Raw genomic sequence first — 26,041 nt, 5'->3', positions numbered from 1 at the left:
CTTCCTCTTCCTTTTTTCTCAGACATCGACCATGCCCATCCCCTCCTCCTCCCCGCGCGTGACCTCCGCCAAACCCCGCATCGCCGTGTTGCTCGGCGACCCCAGCGGCGTCGGCCCCGAGATGGCCGTGAAGCTGCTCGCGCGCCAGCGCAACCTCGACGCCGCGCGCGTGCTGCTGATCGCCGACCCCGTCGTGCTGGCCGCGGGCGAGCGCGTGGCGGGCGCGAAGCTGGCGCCGCTGCAGGTGAACACCCTCGACAGCCTGCGCTTCGAGGACGGCCGTCCGAGCCTCCTCGTGCGCGACTGGATGGCAGGCGAGGAACCGGTGCTCGGCGAGTCGAACGAGCGCTCGGGCCGGGCCTCGTTCGAAGCGCTGGAGCTGGCCACGCACGCCGTGCGAAACGGCCAGGCCGACGCGATCCTCTTCGCGCCGCTCAACAAGCATTCGCTGCGCCTGGGCGGCCTCGTGCACGAGGACGAGCTGCGCTACATGCAGGAGCGCTTCGCGGTCACCGGCTTCGTCTGCGAGTTCAACCTCACCGGGTCGCTGTGGACCTCGCGCGTGACCTCGCACATCCCGCTGAAGGACGTGGCCCGGCACATCACCGTGGAGGGCGTGCGCGACGCCGTGAAGATCATCGCGTCGGCACTGCGACGCGCCGGCGTGGCACACCCACGCATCGCCGTGACCGGGCTCAACCCGCACGCGGGCGACGGCGGCTCGATCGGCATGGAAGAGATCGAGATCATCGCGCCCGCCATCGAACAGCTGCGCGCCGAAGGCCACGACGCGCGCGGTCCGTTCTCGCCCGACACCGTGTTCATCGGCGCACGGCGCGGCGACGTGGACGCGGTGGTGTCGATGTACCACGACCAGGGCCAGATCGCGATGAAGCTCATGGGCTTCGAGCAGGGCGTGACCTTGCATGGCGGCCTGCCCGTGCCCGTGGCCACCTCGGCCAGCGGCAGCGCCTTCGACATCGCCGGCCAGGGCGTGGCGCAGATCGAAGGGCTGCAGCAGGCTTTCGACCTGTGCGTGCGGATGGCAAGCGGTGCGCCTGCTGCACCTGCGTCCGTCGAAACGGCGATGGCATGAGCTGCTAGCACCTCAAAAGAAAAGGGCCGCGTGTGCGGCCCTTGGCAGAAAGATCAGGCGCTCGGCGGTTCGCCGTAAGCATTGCTCTCCGGCTGCGACGGCTGAACGAAGAAGTAGATCAGCACCAGATTGATCAGCGGGATGATCGACAGCAGCAAGAACCAGCCGCTCTTGCCGATGTCGTGCAGGCGGCGCACGCCCACCGCGAGGGCGGGCAGAAGCAGGGCCAGCGCTGCAATGAAGTACACGTACTCATGGATCAGGCCCGTCACGACGAGCACGCCGAACTGGGCCAGAAAAAACCACCAGAACTCGGAACGCGACGCACGACCCGTGAAATCGGTGTACTTGGCGATGCACGTCTTGACCGCTGTTTGAAAGTCCATTGACTCGCTCCTCTTGATGAATCCCAGGGAAATTTCCCCGGGGCCATCATATCGGCGCACTGTGCAACGACAAACTCGGCCAAACCGGCCACCACCCTGCAAACCAATGGCCTAAAGGCCTAGTGGATAGAGCCTTTGGCCAAGGCTTGCGAGGCTTGCAGTGACGTGCGCCGTCAGGTGCTCAGCCGCTGCAGCAGGCCGGCCGTGGAGGCATCGAGCCCCGAGACATCGCCCGAGGTCAGCCGCGGCTCGATGTCGCGCGCCAGCACCTTGCCGAGCTCCACGCCCCACTGGTCGAAGCTGTTGATGCCCCACAGCGCGCCGCTGGTGAACACGCGGTGCTCGTACATCGCGAGGAAGGCGCCCAGCGCTTCGGGCGTGAGCTTCTCGAACACGAAGAAGGTGCTCGGCCGGTTGCCCGGAAAGTTCTTGTGGCCGCCTTCGTCGAGCTTGCCGACCATCAGCGCCTGCGCCTGCGCGAGCGCATTGGCCAGCAGCTTGGGGTGGTGGCCGTCGAGGTCGTGCGAGGCGTCGCGCACCGCCATGAACTCGAGCGGGATCACGTCGGTGCCCTGGTGCAGCATCTGGAAGTAGGCGTGCTGCCCGTTGGTGCCGGGCTCGCCCCAGAGCACGGGCGAGGTGCCGAAGGCCAGCGGCGCGCCGCTCGCGTCGACCTGCTTGCCGTTGCTCTCCATCTCGAGCTGCTGCAGGTAGGCCGGCACGCGCTTCAGGGCGCTGTGGTACGGCGCGATGCTGCGGCTCGTGAAGCGGTGGAAGTTGCGGTACCAGACGTCGAGCAGGCCCAGGCGCACGGGCAGGTTCTGCTCGAGCGGCGCGGTGCGGAAGTGCTCGTCCATCGCATGCGCACCCGCCAGCAGCCGGCGAAAGCCGTCGGCGCCGATGGCCAGCGCGATCGGCAGGCCGATGGCCGACCACAGCGAGTAACGCCCGCCCACCCAGTCCCAGAAGCCGAAGGTGGTGTCGATGCCGAACTGCTTCGCGGCCTCGACGTTGGTGGTGAGCGCGGCGAAATGGCCGGCGATGTCGGTGCCGCCCGACTGCTCGTACCAGCGCTTGGCCGAGAGCGCGTTGGTCATCGTCTCGGCCGTGGTGAAGGTCTTGGAAGCGACCAGGAACAGCGTGTGCTCGGGCGCCAAGCCCTTGAGCACGCCCGCCAGTTCGTGGCCGTCGACGTTCGAGACGAAGTGGAAGCGCTTGCCCGGCGCCACGAACTCCGCGAGCGCCAGCACGGCCATCTGCGGGCCGAGGTCGGAGCCGCCGATGCCGATGTTGACCACGTCGGTGATCGTGTGGTCGCTGCGCACCTTCTCGGCGTAGGCCAGCATGGCGTCGAGCGTGGCATGCACCTCGCGCAACTCGTGGGCCGTCTGGCGGCCGGTGGCCGCGTCGGCCGGCGCGCGCAGCAGCGTGTGCAGCACGGCGCGGTCTTCGGTGTTGTTGATGTGCGCGCCCGCGAACATGGCGTCGCGGTGGGCTTCGAGGCCGCATTCGCGCGCCAGCGTGAACAGCAGCGCCTCAGTGCGCGCGTCGATGAGGTTCTTCGACAGGTCGGCGAAAACGTGCGGCGCCTCCTGGCTGAAGCGCGCGAAGCGCCCGGCGTCGTCCACGAAGGCATGGCGAAGATCGAACTGGCGACCGGCCGTGTCGAAGCTGGACTGCAGTTGCGCCCAGGCCGACGCGCGGTCACAGCGCAGGGTCATGGTCATGTTTACTTGCCGCTTTCCTGCATGAGCTTTTCGAGCTTCACGGCGTCGGCCGCGAAGGCGCGGATGCCTTCGGCGAGCTTCTCGGTGGCCATGGCGTCTTCGTTGAGCGCGAAGCGGAAGCCGGCCTCGTCGTAGCTCACCTTCTCGGCCGTGCCGCTCGCGGCAGCCTTGGCGTCGAGCGCGTGCGTGAGCGGCTCGTTGCTCGCGGCCAGCTCGGCCAGCAGCTCGGGGCTGATGGTCAGCAGGTCGCAACCGGCGAGCGCCTGGATCTGCCCCACGTTGCGGAAGCTCGCGCCCATGACCTCGGTCTTGATGCCCTGCTGCTTGTAGTAGTTGAAGATTTCACGCACCGACTTCACGCCGGGGTCGTTGGCGCCCGCGCTGGCGGCTTCGTCCCACTTGGCGCCGGCCGACTTCTTGTACCAGTCGTAGATGCGGCCCACGAAGGGCGAGATGAGCTGCACGCCGGCCGCGCCGCAGGCCACGGCCTGCGCGAACGAAAACAGCAGCGTGAGGTTGGTGCGGATGCCCTTCTGCTCGAGCAGGCGCGCGGCCTCGATGCCTTCCCAGGTGGAGGCGACCTTGATCAGCAGGCGCTTCTCGGTGTCGATGCCCTCGGCCTTGTACAGCGCCACGATGCGCTCGCCACGGGCCACGGTGGCGGCGGTGTCGAACGACAGGCGTGCGTCGACTTCGGTGGACACGCGGCCCGGGATGATGGAGAGGATTTCGGTGCCGAAGCGCACCAGCAGGCGGTCGATGACTTCGTCGAGCGGCTTGCCGGCGTGGGCCTTCACGGTTTCATCGAGCAGCGGCCGGTACTCGGCCTTCTGCACGGCTTTGAGGATCAGCGACGGGTTGGTGGTCGCGTCCTGCGGCTTGGAAATGCTGAGCTGCTTGAAGTCGCCGGTGTCGGCAACCACGGTGGTCCACTGGCGGAGTGCATCGAGTTGGTTCATGAAATCAATTATCCGGGGAGGGGTGTGACAAGTCCTGCACGCAGTTGCGCGGCGGTCGATGTTTTCATGCGAACCGTAGCACGGGTTTTCGCGAAGCTCCATCGGCCTGCAGCGCGAAGGGTTGTCGGCCGCCCTGCCCTACAGGGGCTGTGGTCCCCGGCTGACGGCAGCCGGCCGCGGCCCGGGGCACCCTGAGCGGGACGCGGCATCCACGCCGAGAACGACTTTCCTCAGGAGCCCTCATGACCCCTCGCCCCCCACGCCCCGCGACCGCCGCCGGTCGCGCCTTCGACGACCGCCGCACCAGCCACGCGATCGGCACCATGGCCACCGCCTTCGTCGTGGGCGGCGTGGCCACCTGGTACGCGCTGGGCGCCGCACGCACGGCCCGTGCCCGGCCCGCCGGTCCGGCCGACGGCGCCCCGCTGATGCGCGCACCGCTGCAGGTGGTGGCGCCGGTCGACCTGCACCGCTATGCCGGCGTCTGGCACGAACAGGCGCGGCTGCCCAACCGCTTCCAGAAACAGTGCGCCGGCCCGGTGAGCGCCGAGTACACGCCGCAGCCCGATGGCACCGTGCAGGTGCGCAACCGCTGCGTGCGCGAGGACGGCAACTTCGACGAGGCGATCGGCAGTGCGCGCGTGGTGCCCGTGGCCGGCCAGCCCGGCGCGGGACGGCTGCAGGTGCGCTTCGCCCCCGCCTGGATGGGCTGGCTGCCGCTGGTGTGGGGCGACTACTGGATATTGAAGCTCGACCGCGACTACCAGGTGGCGCTGGTCGGCACGCCCGACCGTGAATTCCTTTGGGTGCTGTCGCGCGCGCCGCGCCTCGAAGACGACGCGCTGCAGGCCGAGCTGGACTACGCCCGCAGCCTGGGGTTCGACACCGACAAGGTGGTGCTCACCGGCAGGTAGCGCTGCAGCTGCGACGGCAGCATGGCCGGCGCGGTGCAGTGGATGGCGTGCCAGCCGAAGGCGCGCGCCATCTCGACGTTGGCGGCCGAGTCGTCGATGAACACGGTCTGCTCGGGCTCGAGGCCGTGGCGCATGGCCAGCAGCTCGTAGATCTCGCGCTCGGGCTTGAGGAACTTCACGTCACCCGAGAACACGCCGCCGTCGAAGCGCCGCATGAAGGCGTGCCGGCGCTCGAGGGCGCGGGCGAAGGGCACGGGCATGTTCGACAGGTAGTACAGGCGCAGCGGCTCGCCGGCGTCGCGCTGCACGAGCAGCTCTTCGAGCATCGCGACCGTGACGTCGATCGGCGCCAGCCGCTCCCCGAGCCCGTCGAGCATGGCGTGCAGCGACTCGGCGGGCAGCGCCAGCCGCGCCGACATGCGGGCGATGGCATCGTCCAGCGTGCGGGTGCCGCAGTCGAAGCCGGTCCAGTCGTCGTGATGGAAAAGGGCCCGGCCCAGGGCCGCGGCGGCGGCGTCAGTGGGGGCGTGAGAGGGGAGATGGGCCTGGACCAGCCGTGCCGGCTCCCAGGCGAACAGCACGGCGCCAAGATCGAAAACCACGTTCATGGCGCCATTGTTTCATGCGCCGGGCACCACGCTCACACCATGGGTTCCGAGCGACAGGGTGGTCTGCGTGCCGGCCGCCAGCGGGCGCGACAGGTCGGTCGAGACCACGAAGACCGGCCCCAGCGGGGTGTCGAAGCCGTACTCGTAGAAGCTGCCCAGGTACGCCGACTTGCGCAGCGTGGCGGGCAGGCCGTCGAGCGCGCCGATGTCCCAGGCCTCGGGCCGCACCGCCACCTTCACCGTGCCGGGCGCCACCGCGTAGCGCGGCTGCAGGCGCAGCGGGCCGAGCGTGACGCTGCCGTCGGCCTGTGCCACGGCCGGGAACACCATGGCTTCGCCCATGAAGCCGGCGACGAACTCGCTCTCGGGCCGGCCGTAGAGCTGCTCGGGCGTGCCGCGCTGGGCGATCACGCCGTGGTCCATGACGATGATCTGGTCGCTCACGGCCAGGGCCTCGCTCTGGTCGTGCGTCACGTAGGCCACGGTGAGCTTCAGGCGCTGCTGCAATGAGCGGATTTCCTCGCGCATCTCGCGCCGCAGGCGGGCATCGAGATTGGACAGCGGCTCGTCGAACAGCAGCACCGCCGGCTCGAGCACCAGCGCGCGCGCCAGGGCCACGCGCTGCTGCTGGCCACCCGACAGCTCGCTGGGCAGGCGCTCGTCGAAACCGACCAGGCCCACGCCCCTGAGCGCCTCGCGCGCGCGCACCGTGGCTTCGTCCTTCTTCACACCGCTCATGCGCAGGCCGTAGCCCACGTTCTCGATCACGTTCATGTGCGGGAACAGCGCGTAGCTCTGGAACATCATGCTCACGTTGCGCTCGCCCGGGCCGAGCGTGGTGACGTCGCGCCCGCCCATGAAGATCGAGCCCGAGGTGGGCGATTCGAGCCCCGCGATCATGCGCAGCGTGGTCGTCTTGCCGCAGCCCGAGGGGCCGAGGATGGTGGTGAGCGTGCCCACGGGCACCTCGAAGCTGATGCCCTTGACGGCCATCGGCCCGTTCTTGTCCGTGCCGTAGCGCTTGGTGACGTTGCGGAATTCGATACCGTTCATGCGGAGAGGCTTTCCATTTTGTGATGCCCTTGATGATTGGGCGTGGCCCCGCGTCTTCCCAACTTGCGCTCTCCGACCACGAACTGCACCAGCGCAATGGCCAGCGACATCAGCACCATGAGCACCGTGCAGTAGGCCAGCGCAATGCCGTAGTCGCCATTGCCGACGCGGCCGATGATGTAGGTGGTGGCCAGTTCGTTCTCGGCCGTGACCAGGAAGATCACGGCGCTCACCGTCGTCATGGCGCGCACGAAGCTGTAGACCAGCGCAGCCACCAGCGCCGGCTTGAGCAGCGGCAGCACCACCTTGAACAGCGTCTGCGACGTGGACGCGCGCAGCATCAGCGAGGCCTCGTCGAGCGAGCGGTCGAGTTGCTTGAAGGCCGCCGTGCCGGCCCGCACGCCCACCGGCAGATTGCGGAACATAAAGCACAGCACGATGATCAGCCCCGTGCCCGTGAGCTCGAACGGCGGCACGTTGAAGGCCAGGATGTAGCTCACGCCCAGCACCGTGCCCGGGATCGCAAAGGCCAGCAGCGCGCCGAACTCGAAGGCGCCCTGCCCCTTGAACTCGTTGCGCGCCAACAGCCAGGCAATGAGCAGGCCCAGCGCTGCGGTGATCGGCGCCGAGATGCCGGCCAGCTTCAGCGTGGTGATCAGCGAGTTCCACGCCGTACCGGCCCACACCAGCCCGAACTGGCCCCACTCCAGCGCGAAGGCGCTCTTGAAGTGGTTGAGCGTGAAGCTGTAGTCGCGGCCCCAGGTCTGCACGAAGCCGCCCGCGAAGGCGAACAGGTAGACCACGGCGGTGAAGGCGATCCACGGCAGCGCGATGCACTGGATGGTGCGGCGCACGCCGTCGGGCAACGGCATCGCGATGCCGGCATCGCCCTTGCCGCTCACCGTCGTGTAGTTCTGCTTGCCGAGCAGGCCGCGCTGCAGCGCGAACACGCCGAGCGCGAACAGCGTGAGCACCCAGGCCAGCGACGCGGCGCGGCCCTGGTCGTACTGCGCGCCGACGATGGCGAAGAAGATGTCGGTCGACAGCACCGAGAACTGCCCGCCCACCACCACCGGGTTGCCGAAGTCGGCAATGCTCTCGATGAAGCCGACCAGGAAGGCGTTGGCCAGCCCGGGCTTGAGCAGCGGCAGCGTGACGGTGAAGAAGGCCCGGCGCCGGTCGGCGCGCAGCATCTGCGCAGCCTCTTCCAGGCTGGGCGCGATGCCCTGCACCACGCCGCGCATGATCATGAAGGCGATGGGCGTGAAGGCGAACAGCTGCGCCACCAGCACGCCCGGCATGCCGTAGAACCAGCGCGTGGGCTCGATGCCGAACACGTTTTCGAGCACCTGGTTGACGATGCCGGCACGGCCGAACAGCAAGATGAGGCCCAGGCCGACGACGAACGGCGGCGTGATGATCGGCAGCAGCGCCAGCACCCGCAATGCGCCCTGCCCGCGCCGACTGCCGCGCTCGGCCATCAGCGCCATCAGCGTGCCCAGGAAGGTGGTGCCGGCCGCCGTGAGCAGCGCCAGCACCAGCGTGTTCCACGCCACGCCGCAGCGCACGCCGCCCGCCAGGCAGCCCAGGCCCCAGATGCGCTCGGTGAACACGCGCGCCGCGAAGGCCGCGATCGACCACTGCCCGTCTTCGTTGAAGAAGGCGCCCGACAGTGCCCGGCTCACCGGGTAGGCGATGAACAGCGCCATCAGCACGCCGCAGCCGACCACCGAGGCAGAGACGAACAGGTCGCCCTTGAACAGGCCGAGCCGCGCCATGCCGAAGGCCGCCAGCAGCACCAGCGCCGTGAGCGCCACGAAGCCGCCCGCGCCGATGCCGAACTGGTTGAGCGCCAACTCGCCGAACTGGGTGTTGAGCGCCGCGACGCTCCAGCCGCGCGCGCCGATGGTGAAGCCCGCCACGGCCAGGCCGATGGCGCCGATCGCGCCGCCCGCCAGCAGCCAGCGCCCCTGCGCCTTGCCGGCCGGCAAGGCCGCACCGACAGCGCACAGCAGCAACCCGGCCAGCCCGATGAAGAGCCAGCTGCGGCCCTGCGTGGCCGCCTGCATCAGGCCGTTGGCGCCTTCCGCCTGCCCGAAGACCTGCGGAACGGCTTCGTACCAGGTCGAATCCTGGATCGCATACCAGGGCAGCACGAGATAGGCCACCAGGCCCAGCGCGACCCAGGCCCAGATCCATCGCCGCGCGCGCCGGGCGGCGGCCAGGGACGCCGGGTTGGCCGGCGCGCCTTCGTTGGAACGCGCCTGCACTTAGCGCGGCAGCGAGTTGACGTCTTTTTCCCAGCGCGCGATCAGGCGGCGGCGCTCGGCGCTGGCGCCGTACTTGGCGTAGTCGTAGTTGATGAACTTGATCTTCTTGAAATCAGGGATGCGCGGGTCGAGCTTGGCGCTCGCATTGCTGGGCAGCTGGAACTGCTTGTTGGCGGCGCCCAGTTCCTGCGCGGCGGGCGTGAGCGCCCATTCGTAGAACTTCTTGGCCGCATCGAGGTTGCGCGCGCCCTTGATGACGCTCATGGAGCCGATCTCGGCGCCGGTGCCGTCGCTCGGCGTGATGGTTTCGACCGGAAAGCCCTGCATCTTCTCGCCCGGGCCGTCGTGCACGAAGCTGATGGAGATCGCGGTTTCGCCGCGCGCCACCGCCTTGATCGGGCCGGTGCCCGAGCGGGTGTACTGGCCGACGTTCTTGTGCAGCGCCTTGAGGTAGTCGAAGGCCTTGTCCTCGCCCATGAGCTGCACCAGCGTGGCGATCATGGTGTAGGCCGTGCCGCTCGACGCGGGGTTGGCCACCTGGATGTCGCCCTTGTACTCGGGCTTGAGCAGGTCGGCCCAGGTCTTGGGCACGGGCAGCTTCTTCTTGGCGAGCAGCTCGGGGTTGTAGCCGAAGCCCAGCGGGCCCGAGTAGATGCCCACGGTCTTGTAGCCCGACTGCTTGGCCTGCTGCTGGGCCCAGGGATGCAGCTGCGTGAGCGTGGGCGACTTGTACTCGAGCGTGAGCCCCTGCTCGGCCGCCTGCAGGTGCGGGTCGCCCGTGCCGCCGAACCAGACGTCGGTCTTGGGGTTGTCCTTCTCGGCGATGAGCTGGGCCAGCGCCTCGCCCGAGCCCTTGAGCGCCATGTTGATGCGCACGCCCGTGGTGCGGGCGTAGACGGTGGAGATCACGTTGCACCACTCGGCCTGCACCGAGCAGATGACGTTGACAGTCTGCGCCGACGCGGCGGCCGACAGACCCAGCAGCGCGGCTGCCGTGAAAAGCTTCTTCATTGGTATTCCCCTGCCTCGGCAATAAAAAAAGGCCTCGCGGCCATGGGACAGCGTAGCTTTAGTACAGGTGTGCCGAATCGGTACAAGTACCATCGCGACTGGCACGTTGCCTGCTCGGCATTCAGACAAAGGAAAGTTTTCTCATGAGCTTCGATCTCGTTCTGTTCGGCGGTACTGGCGACCTTGCGTGGCGCAAGCTGATGCCCGCGCTGTTCCAGGCCTTCAGGCACGGCAGCCTGCCGCAGGACGGGCGCATCGTCGGCGTGGCGCGCGACGACCTGTCGGACGACCAGTACCGCGAGCTGATCCAGTCGCGCTTCAGCGCCGTCGAAGGCGCCAAGCGCCCCTCCCCCGAGGAGTTCAAGAAGTTCGCCTCCATGCTGCACTACCTGCGCATGGACCTGTCCAAGCCCGCCGACTACGCCAGCCTGGCCGATCTGCTCAAGCAGCGCGACGCCAAGACGGTCGTGATGTACGTGGCCACGGCGCCCGCGCTCTTCACGCAGGTGGTCGAGCAGATCGCCGCCGCCGGGCTCAACGGCCCGCGCACCCGCGTCGTGCTCGAGAAGCCGCTGGGCCACGACCTCGCCTCCAACCGCGCCATCAACGCCGCGGTGGGCAAGGTGCTCGAGGAGAAGCAGGTCTTTCGCATCGACCACTACCTGGGCAAGCCCTCGGTGCAGAACCTGTTCGCGATGCGCTTCGGCAATGCCCTGTTCGAGCCCATCTGGCGCCGCGAGCACATCGCCAACATCCAGATCACCATGGCCGAGGACCTGGGCGTGGAAAAGCGCGGCGCCTTCTACGACCAGACCGGCGCGCTGCGCGACATGGTGCAGAACCACGCGCTGCAGCTGCTGTGCGCCGTGGCCATGGAGCCGCCCATCAACGCGCACGCCGACGCCATCCGCGACGAAAAGCTCAAGGTGCTGCGCGCCCTCAAGCCCTGGACGCCCGAGAGCCTGGGCCTGCACGCGGTGCGCGGCCAGTACACGGCCGGCACGGCCTACGGCGAGCGGGTGCAGGGCTACCGCGACGAGCCGGGCGTGAACCCCGACAGCCGCACCGAGACCTTCGTGGCGCTGCGCACCGAGATCGCCAACTGGCGCTGGGCCGGCGTGCCCTTCTACATCCGCACCGGCAAGCGGCTGGCCTCGCGCGACGCGCGCATCGAGGTCAACTTCCGCCCCACGCCGCACGCCATCTACCGCGCCCCCGCAGGCAACGTGAACAAGCTGGTGATCAACCTGCAACCGAAAGACGGCCTGGAACTGCACATGCTCGCGCAGGCGCAGGACAACCGCCAGCGCGGCGGCAATGGCCACGCCAGCGCCGCCCAACTGGCGCCGGTGCAGCTCGACCTGGACTTCGACAAGCGCTTCGGCGCCGAGCGCGTGGGCGCCTACGAACGCCTGCTGCTGGACGTGATCGACGGGCGCCTCAACCTGTTCGTGCGCAGCGACGAGCAGGAAGAAGCCTGGCGCTGGGTCGAGCCGCTCATCGACTCCTGGGAGTCCGACGGCGGTCCGCGCCCCTATGCGGCCGGCACCTGGGGCCCCAGCGCGTCGAGCGCCATGATCGCCCGCGACGGCTTCGCCTGGGGCGAGGAGCAGTAAGACCGCCGCCGAATGCGCCGCGCCTTCAGCCGAACTGGAGGCAGCGCATGCTGAGCGTGCCCGACTGGAAGCCTTCGTAGACCGTCTTCGCACGCTCGCCCGGCGCCGCAGCGCCCAGGGCATACAGGAAGGGAAAGTAGTGGTCCGGCGTGGCCACGGCGGTCGACGCCCCTTCGAGTTTCTCGTAGCCGATCAGCGCGCGGTCGTCCCGGCCGGCCAGCGCGGCCTTCACCGCCTCGTCGAACGACTGCGCCCACGGGCGGCTCGCCTTGAGCCCATCGGGCGTGCCGCGGTCGGTGGCGCGCAGGTTGTGCACCACGTTGCCGCTGCCCATCACGAGCACGCCCTGGTCGCGCAAGGCCGCCATGTCGCGCCCCACCGCATGGTGGAACGCCGCCGGCTTGTCGTAGTCGATGCTGAGCTGGAAGACCGGCACGTCGGCCTTCGGGTACAGGTGCTTCAGCACGGTCCAGGTGCCGTGGTCCAGTCCCCACTGCTCGGTGGCGATCACCGGCGTTTGCTTGACGGCGCCGATCGCTTCGCGCGCGAGCGCAGGATGGCCGGCCGCGGGGTACTCGATGTCGAACAGCGCCTGCGGAAAGCCGCCGAAGTCGTGGATCGTCTTGGGCCGCGTCTGCACCGTGACCCCGGTCGCGCCCTGGCTGAGCCAGTGCGCCGACACGCTGAGGATCGCCGTAGGGCGCGGCAGCTCGCGGCCCCAGGTCGCGAGGCGGCGCGTGAAGGCGTTGTCCGCCAGCGCATTCATCGGCGACCCGTGGCCGATGAAGATGACCGGCATGCGGCGCGCCGGTGCTGCGCCGGCCGCGTGCGCGATCTCGGTCATCGACGCCAGCGCGGCGGTCGCGCCCAGCGCCGAGCCCATGAGAAAGCCGCGGCGGCCGAGCAGGCGGGTCATCGGGGTGGAGGTCATCGTGTCAGGGGGGTGTGGATTCGGGGCCAACCCGGGACTGTGCAACAGAGTGACGGCAGGGAAAGTGCGTTTACGCACACCGCCCGGCGCAAGGGCCATGGTTCACGGCACGAATGCACGCAGGCGCTCGCCCAGCGGCGCCAGGAAATCGCGCAGCAAGGGCTCGCGCATCAGCGTGTCGAGGTAGCCCGGCGCCAGTCGCCCGTTCTCCGCATACACCGCCAGCACGCGCAGGCTCTCTCCGCGCAGCACGGTGGTCGCGTGGACGTCGCCCTGCCGCTCGCAGGCGCCCGCCATGTCGCGCAGCAGCGCCGTGGCATCGTCGGCATCGGGCGCCCATTGCTGGCCATAGAGCCGGGCCAGCCGCTGCGCATCGGCGAACGGCACTTCGGGGAAGACCAGGGGCAGCAGACGCTCTCGCACACGGGTCAGCGCCGTCACATCGGTTTCCGTGAGGCCCGTGGCGTGGCGGCGCGTCAGTCGGCTCAGACTCATGCCGAGGTTGGCGAGCCGCACACCGCCGCGCACCAGTTCCAGCAGCAGGCCGAGCCATGCGAACCGGCCGAGCGTGGCGTCGAAGCCGAGCCCGCGTTGCTGGATGCGCGGCAACGACAGCATCAGGCCGCCCATCAACAGCGGTTGTTCGTGCGGCAGATGCGCCAACAGCGCGGCCAGGATCTGGTCGTGCATCTCCGGCAGGCGCTGCATCGGCGGCGGCTCCGCTTCGCCATCGCGGGTGTACCAGGCACCGACCGCGCCGATCTCCGGCGACGCCCGCAGGAACGCGGACTGCACCTGCAGGCGCTCGGGCGCACAGCGCACGGTCGGCGACCACAGCGCCAGCGCGTCGCCGCGCGCCTGCATCAACCCCCATTGCGCGGCCGCTGCCCAGCCCATCGGGACGGGCGCCTGCAACAGCAGCAGTTCGGCCAGCCGAGGGTCGGCGGCCATGCGCGCGCGAACCACGTCGACGGTGGCATCGGTGGAGCCGTCGTCCACCACGATGATCTGGTGCGGTGCGAGGCCTTGCTCGGCGATCGATGTCAGGGCCTCCGCGACATCGGCTTCGCCGTCTCGCGTCACCATCAGGACGGACACCTGCGCGGCGGGCTCAGCCGTGCTCAGTGCCTGTTGGGCCACCCATCGCTGTCGGGCCCCCGCAAGGTAGCGCTGCATCGCACCCGCCAGCACCTCATGCTGCGGCGGCAAGGACTGCAGCGCCCGCGGCCCGGCGATTTCCAGCGCACGCCGCCGCGGCGCATCGGCCACCAGCGCGCGCACGCGGTCGACCAGCTCGTCCTTCGTACACCCTTCGACCGCGTCGCGCAGCACCTGCGGAATCTCGGAATGGGGATACAGCTCCGACACCACGGCCTTGCGATGCCGCAGCAGGATCGACAGGCGCGGCAACTCGACGGTGCTGGAGTGATCGGCCTTGCGCATGTTCAGCCCGACCTTGGCGCGCGGCAGCAAGGCGTCGCGCTGCGCCGGTGTCCAGGCGGTGCCGAAGGGGGAGGCCACCCGCAGTCCGGCGGCAGTCAATGCCTCCAGCACCTGCAGCCGCCGGGGCGTCGTCTCGCCGAAGAAGATGACGTCGATGTCCTGCTGCGCGTCGTCCAGCACCGCGGACGCCGGCAGCAGCGGCGTGGCCAGCGGCTCGAAGCCCGGCCCCACGTAATCCGACCGATGGATGCCCAGCGCCGGGTGGTGCACCATGTTCTCGAGGCTGTACTCCCACACATGGGCGCGCTGCAGCAGCCGTTGGTAGCCGGGCATCTCCGCGAGCAACGCGGGCAGGGCCGGCTCGAAGTTGACGACGATCGCGTTCGGCGGCAACTCGTCGTCCGAGGGCAGGCTCAGGCCCATCGCGAAGAAGAAGAGGTTGATGTCCTCGTTGTCGACACCCGGCCCCGGCGCAATGCTTGTGGTGTAGCCGAGGCGTTCGCAGGCGAGGCGAAAGCCCTCCATCACCTCCCGCACATTCTCGTTGCCCAGCGAGCAGAAGCGCAGGTGCGGCCGGTACGGAAAGTCCGTCGGCCAGCCCTGCGGGCTGCCGCCTTCACTCACAAGCGGCCTTCCTCCACCGCGTGGCAAGCCACCTGCACACCCTTCAGGCTCAGCAGCTGCGGCCGCTCGGTCGAGCAGCGCGCATTCGCATGCGGGCAGCGCGGATGAAAGGCGCAACCGGTCGGCGGGTTCAGCGGGTTCGGCACTTCGCCTTGCACCGGCGTGCGTGCGCGACCGGTGTGCTTCATCTGCGGGATCGCGTCGAGCAGCATGCGGGTGTACGGATGCTGCGGCTCGGCGAAGAGCTTCTGCTTGTCCGCCACCTCGACCAGCCGGCCCAGGTACATCACGCCGACCTGGTCGGCCACGTGACGCACCACCGCGAGGTTGTGCGAGATGAAGAGGTAGGTCAGGCCCTGCTCGCGCTGCAGGTCCTTCATGATGTTGAGCACCTGCGCCTGCACGCTCACGTCGAGCGCCGAGGTGGGTTCGTCGCACACCAGGAACTCGGGCTGCGTGGCGAGCGCGCGCGCGATGGAGATGCGCTGGCGCTGGCCGCCCGAGAACTGGTGCGGGTACTTGCTCATGTCCAGCGGCGAAAGGCCGACCGACTGCAGCAGCTCGCCCACGCGCTGGCGAAGCGCGTCCTTGTCGCTCAGGATGCCGTGCTCGCGCAGCGGCTCGCCGATGATGTCCTCGACGATCCAGCGCGGGTTGAGGCTCGCGTAGGGGTCCTGGAAGATCATCTGGATGCGGCGGCGCAGCTGACGGCCTTCAGGCGTCTTGAACGCGGCGTGCGCGTCCTGCCCGTCGAACTGCAGGCCGCCGCGCGTGGGCGCATACAGGCCCACCAGAAGGCGCGCCACGGTGCTCTTGCCGCAGCCCGATTCGCCGACCAGTGCGAGCGTCTTGCCGCGCTCGATGGAAAAGCTCACACCGTCCACAGCATGCAGCAGCACGCGCGGCTTGCGTTCGAGCACGCGGTTGAGCCAGGGCGGCGACACGTCGAAGGTGCGTGCGAGGTCGTGCGCGACCACGAGCGGCTCGCCGGTCTTTGCCGCTGCGGCGTCCTTGCGGGGTTCGATCGCGGCGCTCATCGGGTCACCTCTGCCAGGGGTTCGGCCGCCTCGGGCGTGGCGCGCTCGCCGGCCGCCAGGGCGTCGTGGTGCTGCGCGGCAATCTCGGCCTGGCCCGCGTGCGGGTCGGCGGCGTCGTGCAGCCAGCAGGAGGCGCGCGTGGCGCCCGCATGCATCAGCTCGGGCCGTTCGGTCAGGCAGCGTGCGAAGGTGCGCGGGCAGCGCGGGTTGTAGGCGCAGCCGGTCGGGATGGCATTGAGCCGCGGCATGGCGCCGTCGATCTGGTTGAGCCGTTCACGGTCGCTGGTCATGTCGGGGATCGACGCCATCAGGCCCGAGGTGTAGGGGTGCGCGGGCTGGTGGATCACCTCGTGCACCGGGCCGATCTCGGCGATGCGGCCCGCATACATCACGGCCACGCGGTCGCAGGTCTCGGCGATCACGCCCATGTCGTGCGTGATGAGCATCACCGCCGCACCGCGTTCCTTGCAGACCTGCTTGAGCAGCTGGATGATCTGCGCCTGGATCGACACGTCGAGCGCGGTGGTCGGCTCGTCGGCCACGATGAGCTTGGGCTCGGCCGCGAGCGCCAGGGCAATCACCACGCGCTGGCGCATGCCGCCCGAAAACTGGTGCGGAAAGTGGTCGATGCGCTGTTCGGCGGCGGGAATGCCGGTGTCCTGCAGCAGGCCGATGGCGCGCTTGCGCGCTTCCGACTCGGTCACGGGCAGGTGGGTGCGGATGGTCTCGATGAGCTGGCGGCCCACCGTGTACAGCGGGTTCAGCGAGGTCAGCGGATCTTGAAAGATCGCGCCGATCTTGCGGCCGCGGATGGGGCGCATCGCATCGAAACCGAGGTTGTCGATGCGCTGGCCCTCGAGCAGGATTTCGCCGCCGGCCACGCGGCCCGGCGGCTCGAGCAGGCCGATGATGGCCGCGCCGGTGAGCGACTTGCCCGCACCCGACTCACCCACCACGCCGAGAATTTCACCGGGCGCGATGTCGAAGGAAATGCGGTCGAGCGCGCGCAGCGTGCCACGGCGGTTCGGAAATTCGACGACGAGGTCTTTGACCTGGAGCAGCGTCATGAGGCGTTCTCCTTTTCTGTTCAGCGCAAGCGCGGATTGAGCGCGTCGCGCAGCCAGTCGCCGAGCAGGTTCACGCTGAGTGCGATGAGCACCAGCATCAGGCCCGGGAACACCGTGATCCACCATTCACCCGAGAACAGGTACTGGTTGCCGATGCTGATGAGCGTGCCCAGCGAAGGCGAGGTCGGCGGCACGCCGACGCCCAGGAACGAGAGCGTGGCCTCGGTGATGATCGCGGTCGCGACCTGGATGGTGGCCAGCACCATCACCGGCCCCATCACGTTGGGCAGCACGTGGCGCAGCATGATGCGCAGCGGCGCAACGCCGGTGACGCGCGCGGCCTGCACGTATTCCTTGTTGCGCTCCACCAGCGTGGAGCCGCGCACGGTGCGCGCGTACTGCACCCAGCCCGTGAGCGAGATCGAGATGATCAGCACGCCGAAGGCCAGCGACTCGTGCGCGCCCGGAAAGAGCGCGCGGCCGACGCCGGCGATGAGCAGCGCGACGAGGATGGGCGGGAACGACAGCATCACGTCGCACACGCGCATGAGGAAGGAGTCGAGCCAGCCGCCGAAGAAGCCGGCCAGCAGGCCGAGCACCACGCCGACGGCCACCGACAGCACCACCGACACCACGCCGACGATCAGCGAGATGCGGGCGCCGTAGATCACGGCCGAAAGAATGTCGCGGCCCTGGTCGTCGGTGCCGAGGATGTATTTGGTGGAGCCTTCAGCGCTCCACGCCGGCGGCAGGCGGGCGTCGCCGAGTTCGAGGGTGGCGAGGTCGAAGGGGTTGTGCGGCGACACCCATCCGGCGAACACCGAACAGAAGACGCACACCAGCGCAATGACGGCGGCGGCAATCGCCACCGGCGAGGTGCGGAAGCTGTAGCCGACATCGCTGTCGAGCCAGCGAGCAAGGGTTTTTTTCATCGCCGGGCCGCGTGGGGGTTATTTTTCATCGTGAGGCAAAAAAGAATGGGCCCGCAAGAAGCGGGCCCATGGTCGGGCCGCTCAGGCAGCGGCCCACGGTCGACTTACTTGATGCTCATCCACTTGAAGTACATGAAGTTGTCGGCCAGTTGCACCAGCTCGACCTTCTTGCTCACGCCCCAGGCCAGCGACTGCTGATGCAGCGGCAGGTGGCCGATGTCGTCGGTGTGGACCTTGAAGGCTTCCTTGATCATCTCGTTGCGCTTGGCCTTGTCCGACTCGGACTGGATCTTCTTGGTCAGCTCGTCCAGCTTCGGGTTGCAGTAGGCGCCCAGGTTGAACTGGCCCGTGCCCTTGTCGTCGGGACACGAGGTGAGCGAGCTCAGCGCGTTGTGCGAGTCGTAGGTGGTCGGGGTCCAGCCCAGCATGTAGAAGCTGGTGTCGCGACGCAGGATCTTCGGGAAGTAGGTGCCCTTGGTCTCGGCCACGAGGTTGATCTTGACGCCGATCTTGGCCAGGTTGGCGGCCACGCTCTGGCAGATCTGGCCGTCGTTGACGTAGCGATCGTTCGGGCAGTTCATCGAGACTTCGAAGCCGTTGGGGTAGCCGGCTTCGGTCAGCAGCTTCTTGGCGGCATCGACGTCGAAAGGCAAGCGCTTGTCCTGGTCGGCGGTCCAGCCATTGATGCCCGGGCCGACGAGCAGCGCGGTGGGCTTGGAGGCGCCGCGCATCACGGTGCGCTGGATGCCGGCGATGTCGATGGCCTGGTAGAAGGCCTGGCGCACGCGCTTGTCCTTGAACGGGTTCTTGCCCTTCACGTTCGAGTACTGCAGCTCGTCGCGCTTCTGGTCCATGCCCAGGAAGATGGTGCGCATCTCGGGGCCGGTGATGACGCGGGCGTTGGGCGCGGCGTTGATGCGCGCGATGTCCTGCACGGGCACGGGCTCCATCACGTCGACTTCGCCGGAGACCAGCGCGGCCACGCGGGTCGCGGGGTTGGCGATGGGCGTGAACACGATCTCCTGCGCGTTGCCGTCGATCTTGCCCCAGTAGGTACCGTTGCGCGTGAACACCGTGCGCACGTTGGGCTGGCGCTCGCGCACGCGGAACGGGCCGGTGCCGTTGGCCTTGAACGAGGCGGTGTTCTCGATGCCCTTGCGGCGGTCGACGGGCTTGGTGGCCTGGTTTTCCTCGCACCACTTCTTGCTCATGATCATGGTGAGCGAGATCACGTCGGGCAGGATCGGGAACGGGCCGTTGGTTTCGATTTCGACGGCGAGGTCGCCGACCTTGCGCACGGCCTTGATCTCGCTGAGCGTGGCCTTCATGTCGGAGCCGTCGCCCTGCGCGCGCGCGAAGCTGAACACGACATCGTCGGCGCTGAACGGCGTGCCGTCGTGGAACACCACGCCCTTGCGCAGCTCGAAGCGCCACACGTTCGGCGAGGTCTGCTTCCAGCTCGTGGCCAGCAGCGGTGCCAGGCTCAGGTCCTTGTTGCGGCCCACGAGAGTTTCATAGACGTTGGCGGTGACGCTCAGTTGCAGCGACTCGTTGAGCGAGTGCGGGTCGAGCGACAGGGCATCGCCCTGGTTCGCGATGCGGATGGTCTGCGCGCTGGCGACCATGCTGACGGCGCTCAGAGCGCACAGGACAGCGACCGCAGCCGCTTGCTTCTTGAAACTCATGGGAACACTCCTCGGGTTGAAATCGAACACATCACGGCGCCGCGGTGGCGGCGGCTTTCCCTGGCTGCAGGCTGCGGGTAGCAGCCAGCGGCATGCCCTGCTCGATCAGGCCCGCATGCAAAGCGGCGCCCAGCGGCAGGATCTCGTCGTTGAAGTCGTAGCGGCTGTTGTGCAGGAAGGCGCCGCTGCGGGCGTCCTGGCCGATGCGCAGGTAGGCACCGGCCTTCTTCTGCAGCATGAAGGAAAAATCTTCGGCGCCCATGCTGGGCTCCAGGTTGCGATCGACGTTCTTCGCGCCGACCAGCGCCTGCGCCACGTCGGCCGCGAACATCGCTTCGGGCGCGGTGTTGATCGTGGCCGGGTAGATGCGTTCGTACTTGATCGTCGCGGTCGCGCCAAAGCCGGTGGCAATGGCCGTGCACAGCTCGCTCAGTCGCTGCTCGACCTGCGCCTGCACGCGTGCGCTGAAGGTGCGCACGGTGCCGACCAGCGTGGCCTCGCCCGGGATCACGCTCATCGCGCCGAGGTCGCCGGCCTGCACGGCGCAGATGCTGACGACGGCCGCGTCGATGGGACGCACGCTGCGCGACACGATGGTCTGCGCCGCAGTGATGATGTGCGCAGCCACCACGACGGGATCGATGGTCTGGTAGGCATGCGCGCCATGGCCGCCCTTGCCCTTGATCTCGATCGTCACGCGGTCGGCCGCGGCCATCATCGCGCCGCGGTTGATGCCGACGGTGCCGGCCGGCATCGCGGGCCAGTTGTGCATGGCGTAGACGGCGTTCACCGGGAAGCGGTCGAACAGGCCGTCCTCGATCATCACGCGCGCGCCGGCAAGGCCTTCTTCGCCCGGCTGGAAGATCAGCACGGCGGTGCCGTCGAAGTCGCGCGTCTCGGCCAGGTAGCGCGCGGCGCCGACGAGCATGGCGGTGTGGCCGTCGTGGCCGCAGCCGTGCATCAGGCCGTCGTTGGCGGAGCGCCAGCCGAAGTCGTTGTCCTCGCGCATGGGCAGCGCGTCCATGTCGGCGCGCAGGCCGATCATGCGGCCGCTGGCCGTCGACTTGCCGCGGATGACGCCGACCACGCCGGTCTTGCCGATGCCCTCGTGGATCTCGTCCACGCCGCAAGCCCGCAGTGCTTCGCGCACGCGGCCCGCCGTGTACACCTCTTCGAAGCCGAGCTCGGGGTGGGCGTGCAGGTCGCGGCGGAAGGCCGTGATCTCGGGGTAGAAGCTGGCGATGTGCGCGAAGGCCCGGCCGGAGGCCTGCAGGCGCGGCGTTGCGGCGGCGGTTGCGGCACTCACCTCAATGGCCTCCCGCCTTGCCCACGCGCAGCCGCGGATCGACCACGAAGTACAGCAGGTCGACCACGAGGTTGATCACCACGAAGATCAGCGCGATCAGGCACAGGTAGGCGGCCATCACGGGAATGTCCGCGAAGGTCACGGCCTGGATGAAGAGCAGCCCCATGCCGGGCCACTGGAACACCGACTCCGTGATGATCGCGAAGGCAATCAGGCCGCCGAGCTGCAGGCCCGTGATGGTCATGACCGGCACCAGCGTGTTCTTGAGCGCATGGCCGAAATGGATCGCGCGGTTCGACAGGCCCCGTGCACGCGCGAACTTGATGTAGTCGGTGCGCAGCACCTCGAGCATCTCGGCGCGCACCAGCCGCATGATCAGCGTGAGCTGGAAGATCGCCAGCGTCACCGCCGGCAGGATGATGTGGTGCCATCCGTCGGCCTTGAACAGCCCGCTGGTCCACCAGCCGAACTGCACGGTGTCGCCGCGCCCGAAGCTCGGGAACCAGCCCAGCGTCACGGCGAAGACGAGGATCAGCAGGATGCCGATCAGGAAGGTGGGCAGCGACACGCCGAGCAGCGACACGGTCATGAACACCTGGCTCATGAAGGTGCCGCGGCGCAGGGCGGTGTAGACGCCCATCGGAATGCCGACGAACAGGGCCAGGGCCGCGGCCACGAGGGCCAGTTCGAGCGTGGCCGGAAAGCGCTCGCCGATCAGGCGCGACACCTTGGCGCCCTGGCGCAGGCTCAGTCCGAACTCGCCTTGTGCGGCATTGACGAGGAAATGCCAGAACTGCACGAAGAAGGGTCGGTCGAGCCCCAATGCGGCGCGCATTTCACGGATCTGGTCGGGCTTGGCGTCTTGTCCCAACAGGAACACGACCGGGTCGCCGACATATTGAAAGAGGAGGAAGGCAATGAACGCAACCGCGATCATCACGATCACGGCCTGGATCAGGCGGCGCAGTACAAAGGCAGTCATTCAGCAACAAGAGTGATCGCGGCATGCTAGCAGTGCAAACAGCGTGCCCGCACGGGGGTTCCCCGGGGGTGGAGGCGCAATTTTTACGAGTGAGAACAGGCGCGCGCCAAAAGAAAAAGCCACCCGGCTTGCGCCGGGTGGCTTTCAGTCTTTCGATTCGAAGCTGGCTTACGCCAGCATCAAATTAGAAAGCGTGACGGATACCGAAGTCGTAGCCGGTCGAGGTCTTCGGGGTGAAGCCACCCGTGGTCACGAAAGCCGGGCCGCCGACGGTCAGAGCTGCACCGTTCTTGTTGCTCACGCGAGCAACGGTAGCGTACAGAGCCGTGCGCTTCGACAGGTTGTGCACGTAGCCGATAGCCAGCTTGTTGGCCTTCGGGTCAGCAACTGCGGGCTGGAACAGCACTGCGGGCTGGTTGTAGTCGTACTTGACGCTCGAGTACGAAGCGCGGATCAGGCCAGCACCGACCGGCACGGTCACGCCGAGCAGGTAACCGGTCAGGTCGATGTCAGGACGGCCACCGGCGAACGGGGTGACTTCGTAGTCAACCTTGTTCTTGGCGCGCGACAGTTCACCGAACAGCTTCACGGGACCGAAGTCGTACGAAGCGCCCAGGTTCAGCGTGTTGACCTTGGTGGTCGTGCCGACGTAGAACTGGTCACCCACGGTGCTGCTGCCATAAGCCAGCGCAACGTCCAGGGGGCCGTTGGCGTAGCCGAAGCGGCCGCCGACGTAACGACCTTGACGCTGGCTGTTAGCCACATCAGGCGTTGCCAGGCCAGGGCTGTACTTGGTCTTCTCAGCGAAGCCGTACTGCACTTGACCGTAGAAACCACCCAGGTTCGGCGGCAGGAAGTAGCCGATGGTGTTGCTAGCGCGGACGTAGTTGCTCGTGCCAACGTTGGTGAACGAACCGACCGAAGCTGCGGGCGAACCGAAGGCGCCGAAGCTGCCGTTGGCCGTCGAGATCAGGTTGGTGCCAACGCCGTTGGTGCCGAACGGATCGAACACGGTGTCGTTCCAGAACGTCGGGGTGTAGTCACGACCCAGACGGATTTCACCGAAACCGCCAGACAGGCTCACGGTCGAGCGGCGGGCGAAGGTGGCAACACCTTCCGAACCGTCGTCGTTCTTGATCGGGGCTTCGAGCCAGAAGCTGGCTGCCAGGCCACCACCCAGGTCTTCCGTACCACGGAAGCCCAGACGGCTGGAGTTGTAGCCCGAGTTAGCCAGTTCGCGACGGCTTGCCTTGACGCTGCCCTTGTTCAGGTAGAACGGGTTCAGGAAGGTGGCACCGTTCAGGTCACGCGAGGTGGACGAGTAGCCGCTGATCGACGCGTCGACCACACCAAACAGCGTGACGGACGACTGAGCCGAGGCAACACCGGCAACAGCCAGGGCAGCCAGAGCAACTAGAGATTTTTTCATTGCAAGTTTCTCCAAGGTTAAACATAGGGCTCCGGTGCGAAGGGCTCACCGTGACTGGCACTTTTGTGCTCCCACCGGACCCCGGGCCAACCTCCTTTTGGGAAGTTGATGCTATTGCACCAGAGCCGCTGCGGCAGGGCAAAACAAATCGCCCTAAATCTTGGAAGCCCCGCGTGTTTCGTTGCAGTCGTGCAACAAAGGACTTAGACGGTTGGTTTTGCCACGATATGAAACGAAATGTGCCGTCCTTGCATCGCCGGACAGGTGCGGTCAAATAGACCCATGACCGCCCTGCTCGACCCCGCCCTGACTGCCGCCGATGCGGCTTTGCGCACGCTTTTTGCCCGATCTCACGCCACCCGGGCGCTTCCGCCCGCGATCCAGCCGCAAGGTGAATTGAGCGAATCGGAGCGCCGCGAAGCCGGTGCGCTCATGCGCGTGAACCATGTCGGCGAAGTCTGCGCACAGGCGCTGTACACCGCCCAGGCCGCCGTGGCGCGGGACCCGGCGTTGCGCGCGCACTTCCTGGAAGCCGCGCATGAGGAAACCGATCACCTGGCGTGGACCCGGCAGCGGCTGGACGACCTGGGCGCCCGCCCGTCCCTCCTGAACCCACTCTGGTATGCAGGCGCCTTCGGTCTCGGCCTGATTGCCGGACGCCTGGGCGATCCCTTGAGCCTCGGCTTCGTCGCCGAGACCGAGCGCCAGGTGGAAGCGCACCTCGAAAGCCACCTGGACCGCCTGCCGTCGACCGATCACGCGTCCCGCGCCGTGGTCGAGCAAATGAAGATCGACGAAGCCCTCCACGCCACGCAGGCCGTCGACGCGGGCGCCGCGGAACTGCCGGCCCCGGCCAAGGCCCTGATGCGCCTGGCATCGCGGGTCATGACGACCGTCGCCCACCGAATCTAGGGCCTTCGGTCGCCATCCAACGGGGGTTTCAGGTCTCGATCAGATCGAAGCTGGTCGTGATTTCCGCCGTCTTCGCCAACATGATGCTGGCGGAGCAGTAGGTTTCGTGGCTGAGAGCGATCGCCCGCTCCACGGCGGTGGCCGGAATGCCCTTGCCCGCCACGGTGAAGTGCATGTGGATCTTCGTGAAGACCTTGGGATCCTTCTCGGCGCGCTCGCTGGTCAGCTTGACGCTGCAGCGCTCGACGCGATGGCGCCCTCTCTTCAATATGAGCACCACGTCGTAGGCGGTGCAACCGCCCGTGCCCGCGAGCACGGTTTCCATCGGCCGCGCCGCCAGGTTCTGGCCGCCGTTCTCGGGCTTAGCCGCATCCGGGGCACCGTCCATCATCAGGACATGGCCGCTGCCGGTCTCGGCCACGAAGCCCATGGCCGATCGGGTGCCTGCGTCACCGGTCCAACTTACTGTGCATTCCATGGTGTTCAGCTCCAATTGGGATGAATTCGTGCGGAAAAATGCGCACCAAACATCAACTTGTGTGTGGGAAAAGCATCGCCTGCTTGTTGCATCGCAACAAAGGGTGGGTATACTCTATTTCATTGCTGCGCACTTCATGGTGCGCACCCAGTTGTCTCCTCCACCCTTCCAATTGGTGGATTTAGCCCCGAGTCGCAAGACTCGGGGCTTTTTTCTTTGTGCGCCCCGATGGCCGCGCCACTCTAGCCGTCCACCGCGAAAGGGCAGCTGCTCTGGCTGCCCTGGCTGTTGCCGGTGTTGCCTCGGCTCAGTCGTCCGTCACGCTGTTTGGTGTGGTCGACGCGTCGATCAGCGGCTACTCGTCCACCTCGCGTGACCTGGGCAACGGCGTCACGTACGACCGGCTCGGCTTCCCCATCTACAACCCGTTCTACCTGAACCGCGGCAGCATCAAGGCGAGCCGCCGTGAACTGGCCCACTCGGGCTACAACTCCAGCCGTCTGGGCTTCCGTGGCACGGAAGACCTCGGTGGTGGCCTGGCCGCCAGCTTCTGGCTCGAAGCCCCGATCAGCAACGACGATGGACAGACGGGCGTCTCGACATTCACGCGCCGTTCGACCGTGAGCCTGTCGGGCGGGTTCGGTGAAGTCCGCCTCGGCCGCGACTACACCCCGACGTTCTGGAACGACACCGTGTTCGACCCGTTCGGCACCAATGGCGTCGGCTCCAACCTGGTCAACACAGCCAATGGCGCATTCGGCGGCTTCACCGGCTATGCCGACGGCAAGAAGCTTCCCGATGCCCTCAAGAACGTTCCGCAGCTCCCCGATGCTGGTGGCAGCAACTACGTTCGCGCCGGCAACAGCATCGGCTACTTCCTGCCGCCGAACCTGGGTGGTTTCTACGGCCAGGTGATGTACGGCTTCCACGAGAAGACCAAGTACAGCCCCGGCACCGCAACGCCCCTCACGGAAAACGCCTCGCGCACCGGTCGCTATGTCGGCGGCCGCTTCGGCTACGCCAACGGCCCCCTGGATGTTGCACTGGCTTACGGCAGCAGCACCGTCGGCGATCAGTTCTACGTCGGCACGACCACCAAGGTCAACACGCTGAACCTGGGCGCTTCGTACGACTTCGGTCCCGTGAAGCTGTTCGGTGAACTGTCGCGCGCCAAGAACAAGGTTGACTACGAAGTCGAACCGTACCTCGGCGGCCGTCCGGACATCGACCTGACCGGCTACCTGCTGGGCGTGACCGTGCCGGTCGGTGCTGGCCTGATCCGCGCTTCATACTCGAGCGTCAAGTACGACGAGAACCTGGTTGCCCGCAACCCGTGGGAAGTGCTGCCCGCCGACAAGAAGGCCAACAAGCTGGCCATCGGCTACGTGCACAACCTGTCGAAGCGCACGGCCCTGTACGCCACCGTTGCCCGCGTGAGCAACAAGAACGGCGCATCGCTGACCGTCGGCGGCCCGAGCTTCCAAGGCACCGGCAACGGCTTCACGCCGAAGACCTCGACGGGCTACGACTTCGGCATCCGTCACGCCTTCTGATCGTTCACTGTCGATTCACATG

The 26,041-nt window shown here is 67.6% G+C and carries 22 protein-coding genes; 5 read left to right on the top strand and 17 right to left on the bottom strand.

Annotation, left to right across the window (positions count from 1 at the left end):
• Positions 1–31: 31 nt before the first annotated feature.
• A complete protein-coding gene (locus VBO01S_RS07575) occupies positions 32–1,096 on the top strand; it encodes a 4-hydroxythreonine-4-phosphate dehydrogenase PdxA (RefSeq protein WP_062472664.1) in 1,065 nt (354 codons plus the stop codon).
• 53 nt (positions 1,097–1,149) lie between these two features.
• On the opposite strand, the gene VBO01S_RS07570 is transcribed toward VBO01S_RS07575, so the two are convergent.
• The 3 genes from VBO01S_RS07570 to tal all read right to left on the bottom strand — a co-directional run bounded on the left by VBO01S_RS07570 (position 1,150) and on the right by tal (position 4,168).
• A complete protein-coding gene (locus VBO01S_RS07570; RefSeq protein ID WP_062472662.1) occupies positions 1,150–1,482 on the bottom strand; it encodes a DUF805 domain-containing protein in 333 nt (110 codons plus the stop codon).
• Positions 1,483–1,655: 173 nt separating this feature from the next.
• A complete protein-coding gene (gene pgi, locus VBO01S_RS07565) occupies positions 1,656–3,209 on the bottom strand; it encodes a glucose-6-phosphate isomerase (protein WP_062472660.1) in 1,554 nt (517 codons plus the stop codon).
• A gap of 2 nt (positions 3,210–3,211) precedes the next feature.
• On the bottom strand, positions 3,212–4,168 hold the full coding sequence (gene tal / locus VBO01S_RS07560; protein ID WP_062472658.1) for a transaldolase: 957 nt from the start codon (positions 4,166–4,168) through the stop codon (positions 3,212–3,214).
• Between the two features lie 242 nt (positions 4,169–4,410).
• Between tal and VBO01S_RS07555 the strand changes: the two genes are divergently transcribed.
• Entirely contained in the window at positions 4,411–5,082 is a 672-nt protein-coding gene (locus VBO01S_RS07555) for a lipocalin family protein (RefSeq protein WP_062472656.1), read from the top strand.
• On the opposite strand, the gene VBO01S_RS07550 is transcribed toward VBO01S_RS07555, so the two are convergent.
• The 4 genes from VBO01S_RS07550 to VBO01S_RS07535 are packed head-to-tail and all read right to left on the bottom strand — an operon-like array spanning position 5,028 to position 10,024.
• The gene (locus VBO01S_RS07550; protein WP_062472655.1) at positions 5,028–5,690 is read right to left on the bottom strand and encodes an HAD family hydrolase; all 663 of its coding nucleotides are present in this window, start codon (positions 5,688–5,690) and stop codon (positions 5,028–5,030) included. The genes VBO01S_RS07555 and VBO01S_RS07550 overlap by 55 nt on opposite strands.
• A gap of 12 nt (positions 5,691–5,702) precedes the next feature.
• Entirely contained in the window at positions 5,703–6,743 is a 1,041-nt protein-coding gene (locus tag VBO01S_RS07545; RefSeq protein ID WP_062472653.1) for an ABC transporter ATP-binding protein, read from the bottom strand.
• Positions 6,740–9,013: an ABC transporter permease gene (locus VBO01S_RS07540; protein WP_062472651.1), complete on the bottom strand. Its 2,274-nt coding sequence runs from the start codon at positions 9,011–9,013 to the stop codon at positions 6,740–6,742. Before VBO01S_RS07540 ends, VBO01S_RS07545 begins: the two co-directional genes overlap by 4 nt.
• Entirely contained in the window at positions 9,014–10,024 is a 1,011-nt protein-coding gene (locus VBO01S_RS07535) for an ABC transporter substrate-binding protein (protein WP_062472650.1), read from the bottom strand. It abuts the gene before it with no gap.
• Between the two features lie 143 nt (positions 10,025–10,167).
• On the opposite strand from VBO01S_RS07535, the gene zwf reads away from it, so the two are divergent.
• Positions 10,168–11,640 (top strand): glucose-6-phosphate dehydrogenase, encoded by a 1,473-nt coding sequence (gene zwf / locus VBO01S_RS07530; RefSeq protein ID WP_062472648.1) that lies wholly within the window; start codon positions 10,168–10,170, stop codon positions 11,638–11,640.
• Positions 11,641–11,665: 25 nt separating this feature from the next.
• Here the strand turns inward: zwf and ygiD are convergent, their stop codons facing one another.
• From ygiD to VBO01S_RS07485, 9 genes are all read right to left on the bottom strand, one after another.
• On the bottom strand, positions 11,666–12,571 hold the full coding sequence (ygiD, locus tag VBO01S_RS07525; RefSeq protein ID WP_062472646.1) for a 4,5-DOPA-extradiol-dioxygenase: 906 nt from the start codon (positions 12,569–12,571) through the stop codon (positions 11,666–11,668).
• Positions 12,572–12,673: 102 nt separating this feature from the next.
• Positions 12,674–14,638: a glycosyltransferase family 2 protein gene (locus VBO01S_RS07520; protein ID WP_062472644.1), complete on the bottom strand. Its 1,965-nt coding sequence runs from the start codon at positions 14,636–14,638 to the stop codon at positions 12,674–12,676.
• Positions 14,635–15,675, bottom strand: a complete 1,041-nt coding sequence (locus tag VBO01S_RS07515) for an ABC transporter ATP-binding protein (protein WP_062472642.1) — start codon at positions 15,673–15,675, stop codon at positions 14,635–14,637. Before VBO01S_RS07515 ends, VBO01S_RS07520 begins: the two co-directional genes overlap by 4 nt.
• Entirely contained in the window at positions 15,672–16,742 is a 1,071-nt protein-coding gene (locus tag VBO01S_RS07510; RefSeq protein WP_062472640.1) for an ABC transporter ATP-binding protein, read from the bottom strand. The genes VBO01S_RS07515 and VBO01S_RS07510 overlap by 4 nt, the downstream gene beginning before the upstream one ends.
• A gap of 20 nt (positions 16,743–16,762) precedes the next feature.
• A complete protein-coding gene (locus VBO01S_RS07505) occupies positions 16,763–17,674 on the bottom strand; it encodes an ABC transporter permease (protein WP_062472638.1) in 912 nt (303 codons plus the stop codon).
• 104 nt (positions 17,675–17,778) lie between these two features.
• Positions 17,779–19,359 carry an ABC transporter substrate-binding protein gene (locus VBO01S_RS07500; protein WP_062472636.1) on the bottom strand — a complete coding sequence of 527 codons (1,581 nt, stop codon included), beginning with the start codon at positions 19,357–19,359 and terminating at the stop codon, positions 17,779–17,781.
• Positions 19,360–19,390: 31 nt separating this feature from the next.
• Positions 19,391–20,665, bottom strand: coding sequence for a M20 aminoacylase family protein (locus VBO01S_RS07495; RefSeq protein ID WP_062472635.1), 1,275 nt, complete (start codon positions 20,663–20,665; stop codon positions 19,391–19,393).
• A gap of 1 nt (position 20,666) precedes the next feature.
• Positions 20,667–21,647, bottom strand: a complete 981-nt coding sequence (locus VBO01S_RS07490) for an ABC transporter permease (protein ID WP_056573001.1) — start codon at positions 21,645–21,647, stop codon at positions 20,667–20,669.
• 184 nt (positions 21,648–21,831) lie between these two features.
• On the bottom strand, positions 21,832–23,076 hold the full coding sequence (locus VBO01S_RS07485; protein WP_062472634.1) for a porin: 1,245 nt from the start codon (positions 23,074–23,076) through the stop codon (positions 21,832–21,834).
• 282 nt (positions 23,077–23,358) lie between these two features.
• Here VBO01S_RS07485 and coq7 point away from each other — a divergent pair, with 282 nt between their 5' ends.
• Positions 23,359–23,988, top strand: a complete 630-nt coding sequence (gene coq7, locus VBO01S_RS07480) for a 2-polyprenyl-3-methyl-6-methoxy-1,4-benzoquinone monooxygenase (RefSeq protein ID WP_062472632.1) — start codon at positions 23,359–23,361, stop codon at positions 23,986–23,988.
• Positions 23,989–24,016: 28 nt separating this feature from the next.
• On the opposite strand, the gene VBO01S_RS07475 is transcribed toward coq7, so the two are convergent.
• Entirely contained in the window at positions 24,017–24,466 is a 450-nt protein-coding gene (locus VBO01S_RS07475; protein WP_062472691.1) for an OsmC family protein, read from the bottom strand.
• Positions 24,467–24,738: 272 nt separating this feature from the next.
• On the opposite strand from VBO01S_RS07475, the gene VBO01S_RS07470 reads away from it, so the two are divergent.
• A complete protein-coding gene (locus VBO01S_RS07470; protein ID WP_062472689.1) occupies positions 24,739–26,019 on the top strand; it encodes a porin in 1,281 nt (426 codons plus the stop codon).
• Positions 26,020–26,041 lie beyond the last annotated feature (22 nt).

Source organism: Variovorax boronicumulans NBRC 103145 (assembly GCF_001591345.1).
In the GTDB taxonomy this organism is placed as follows: Bacteria; Pseudomonadota; Gammaproteobacteria; order Burkholderiales; family Burkholderiaceae_C; genus Variovorax; species Variovorax boronicumulans.
Note: the sequence above shows the minus strand (reverse complement) of the source record. Positions and strands in the feature narration are given on the sequence as shown.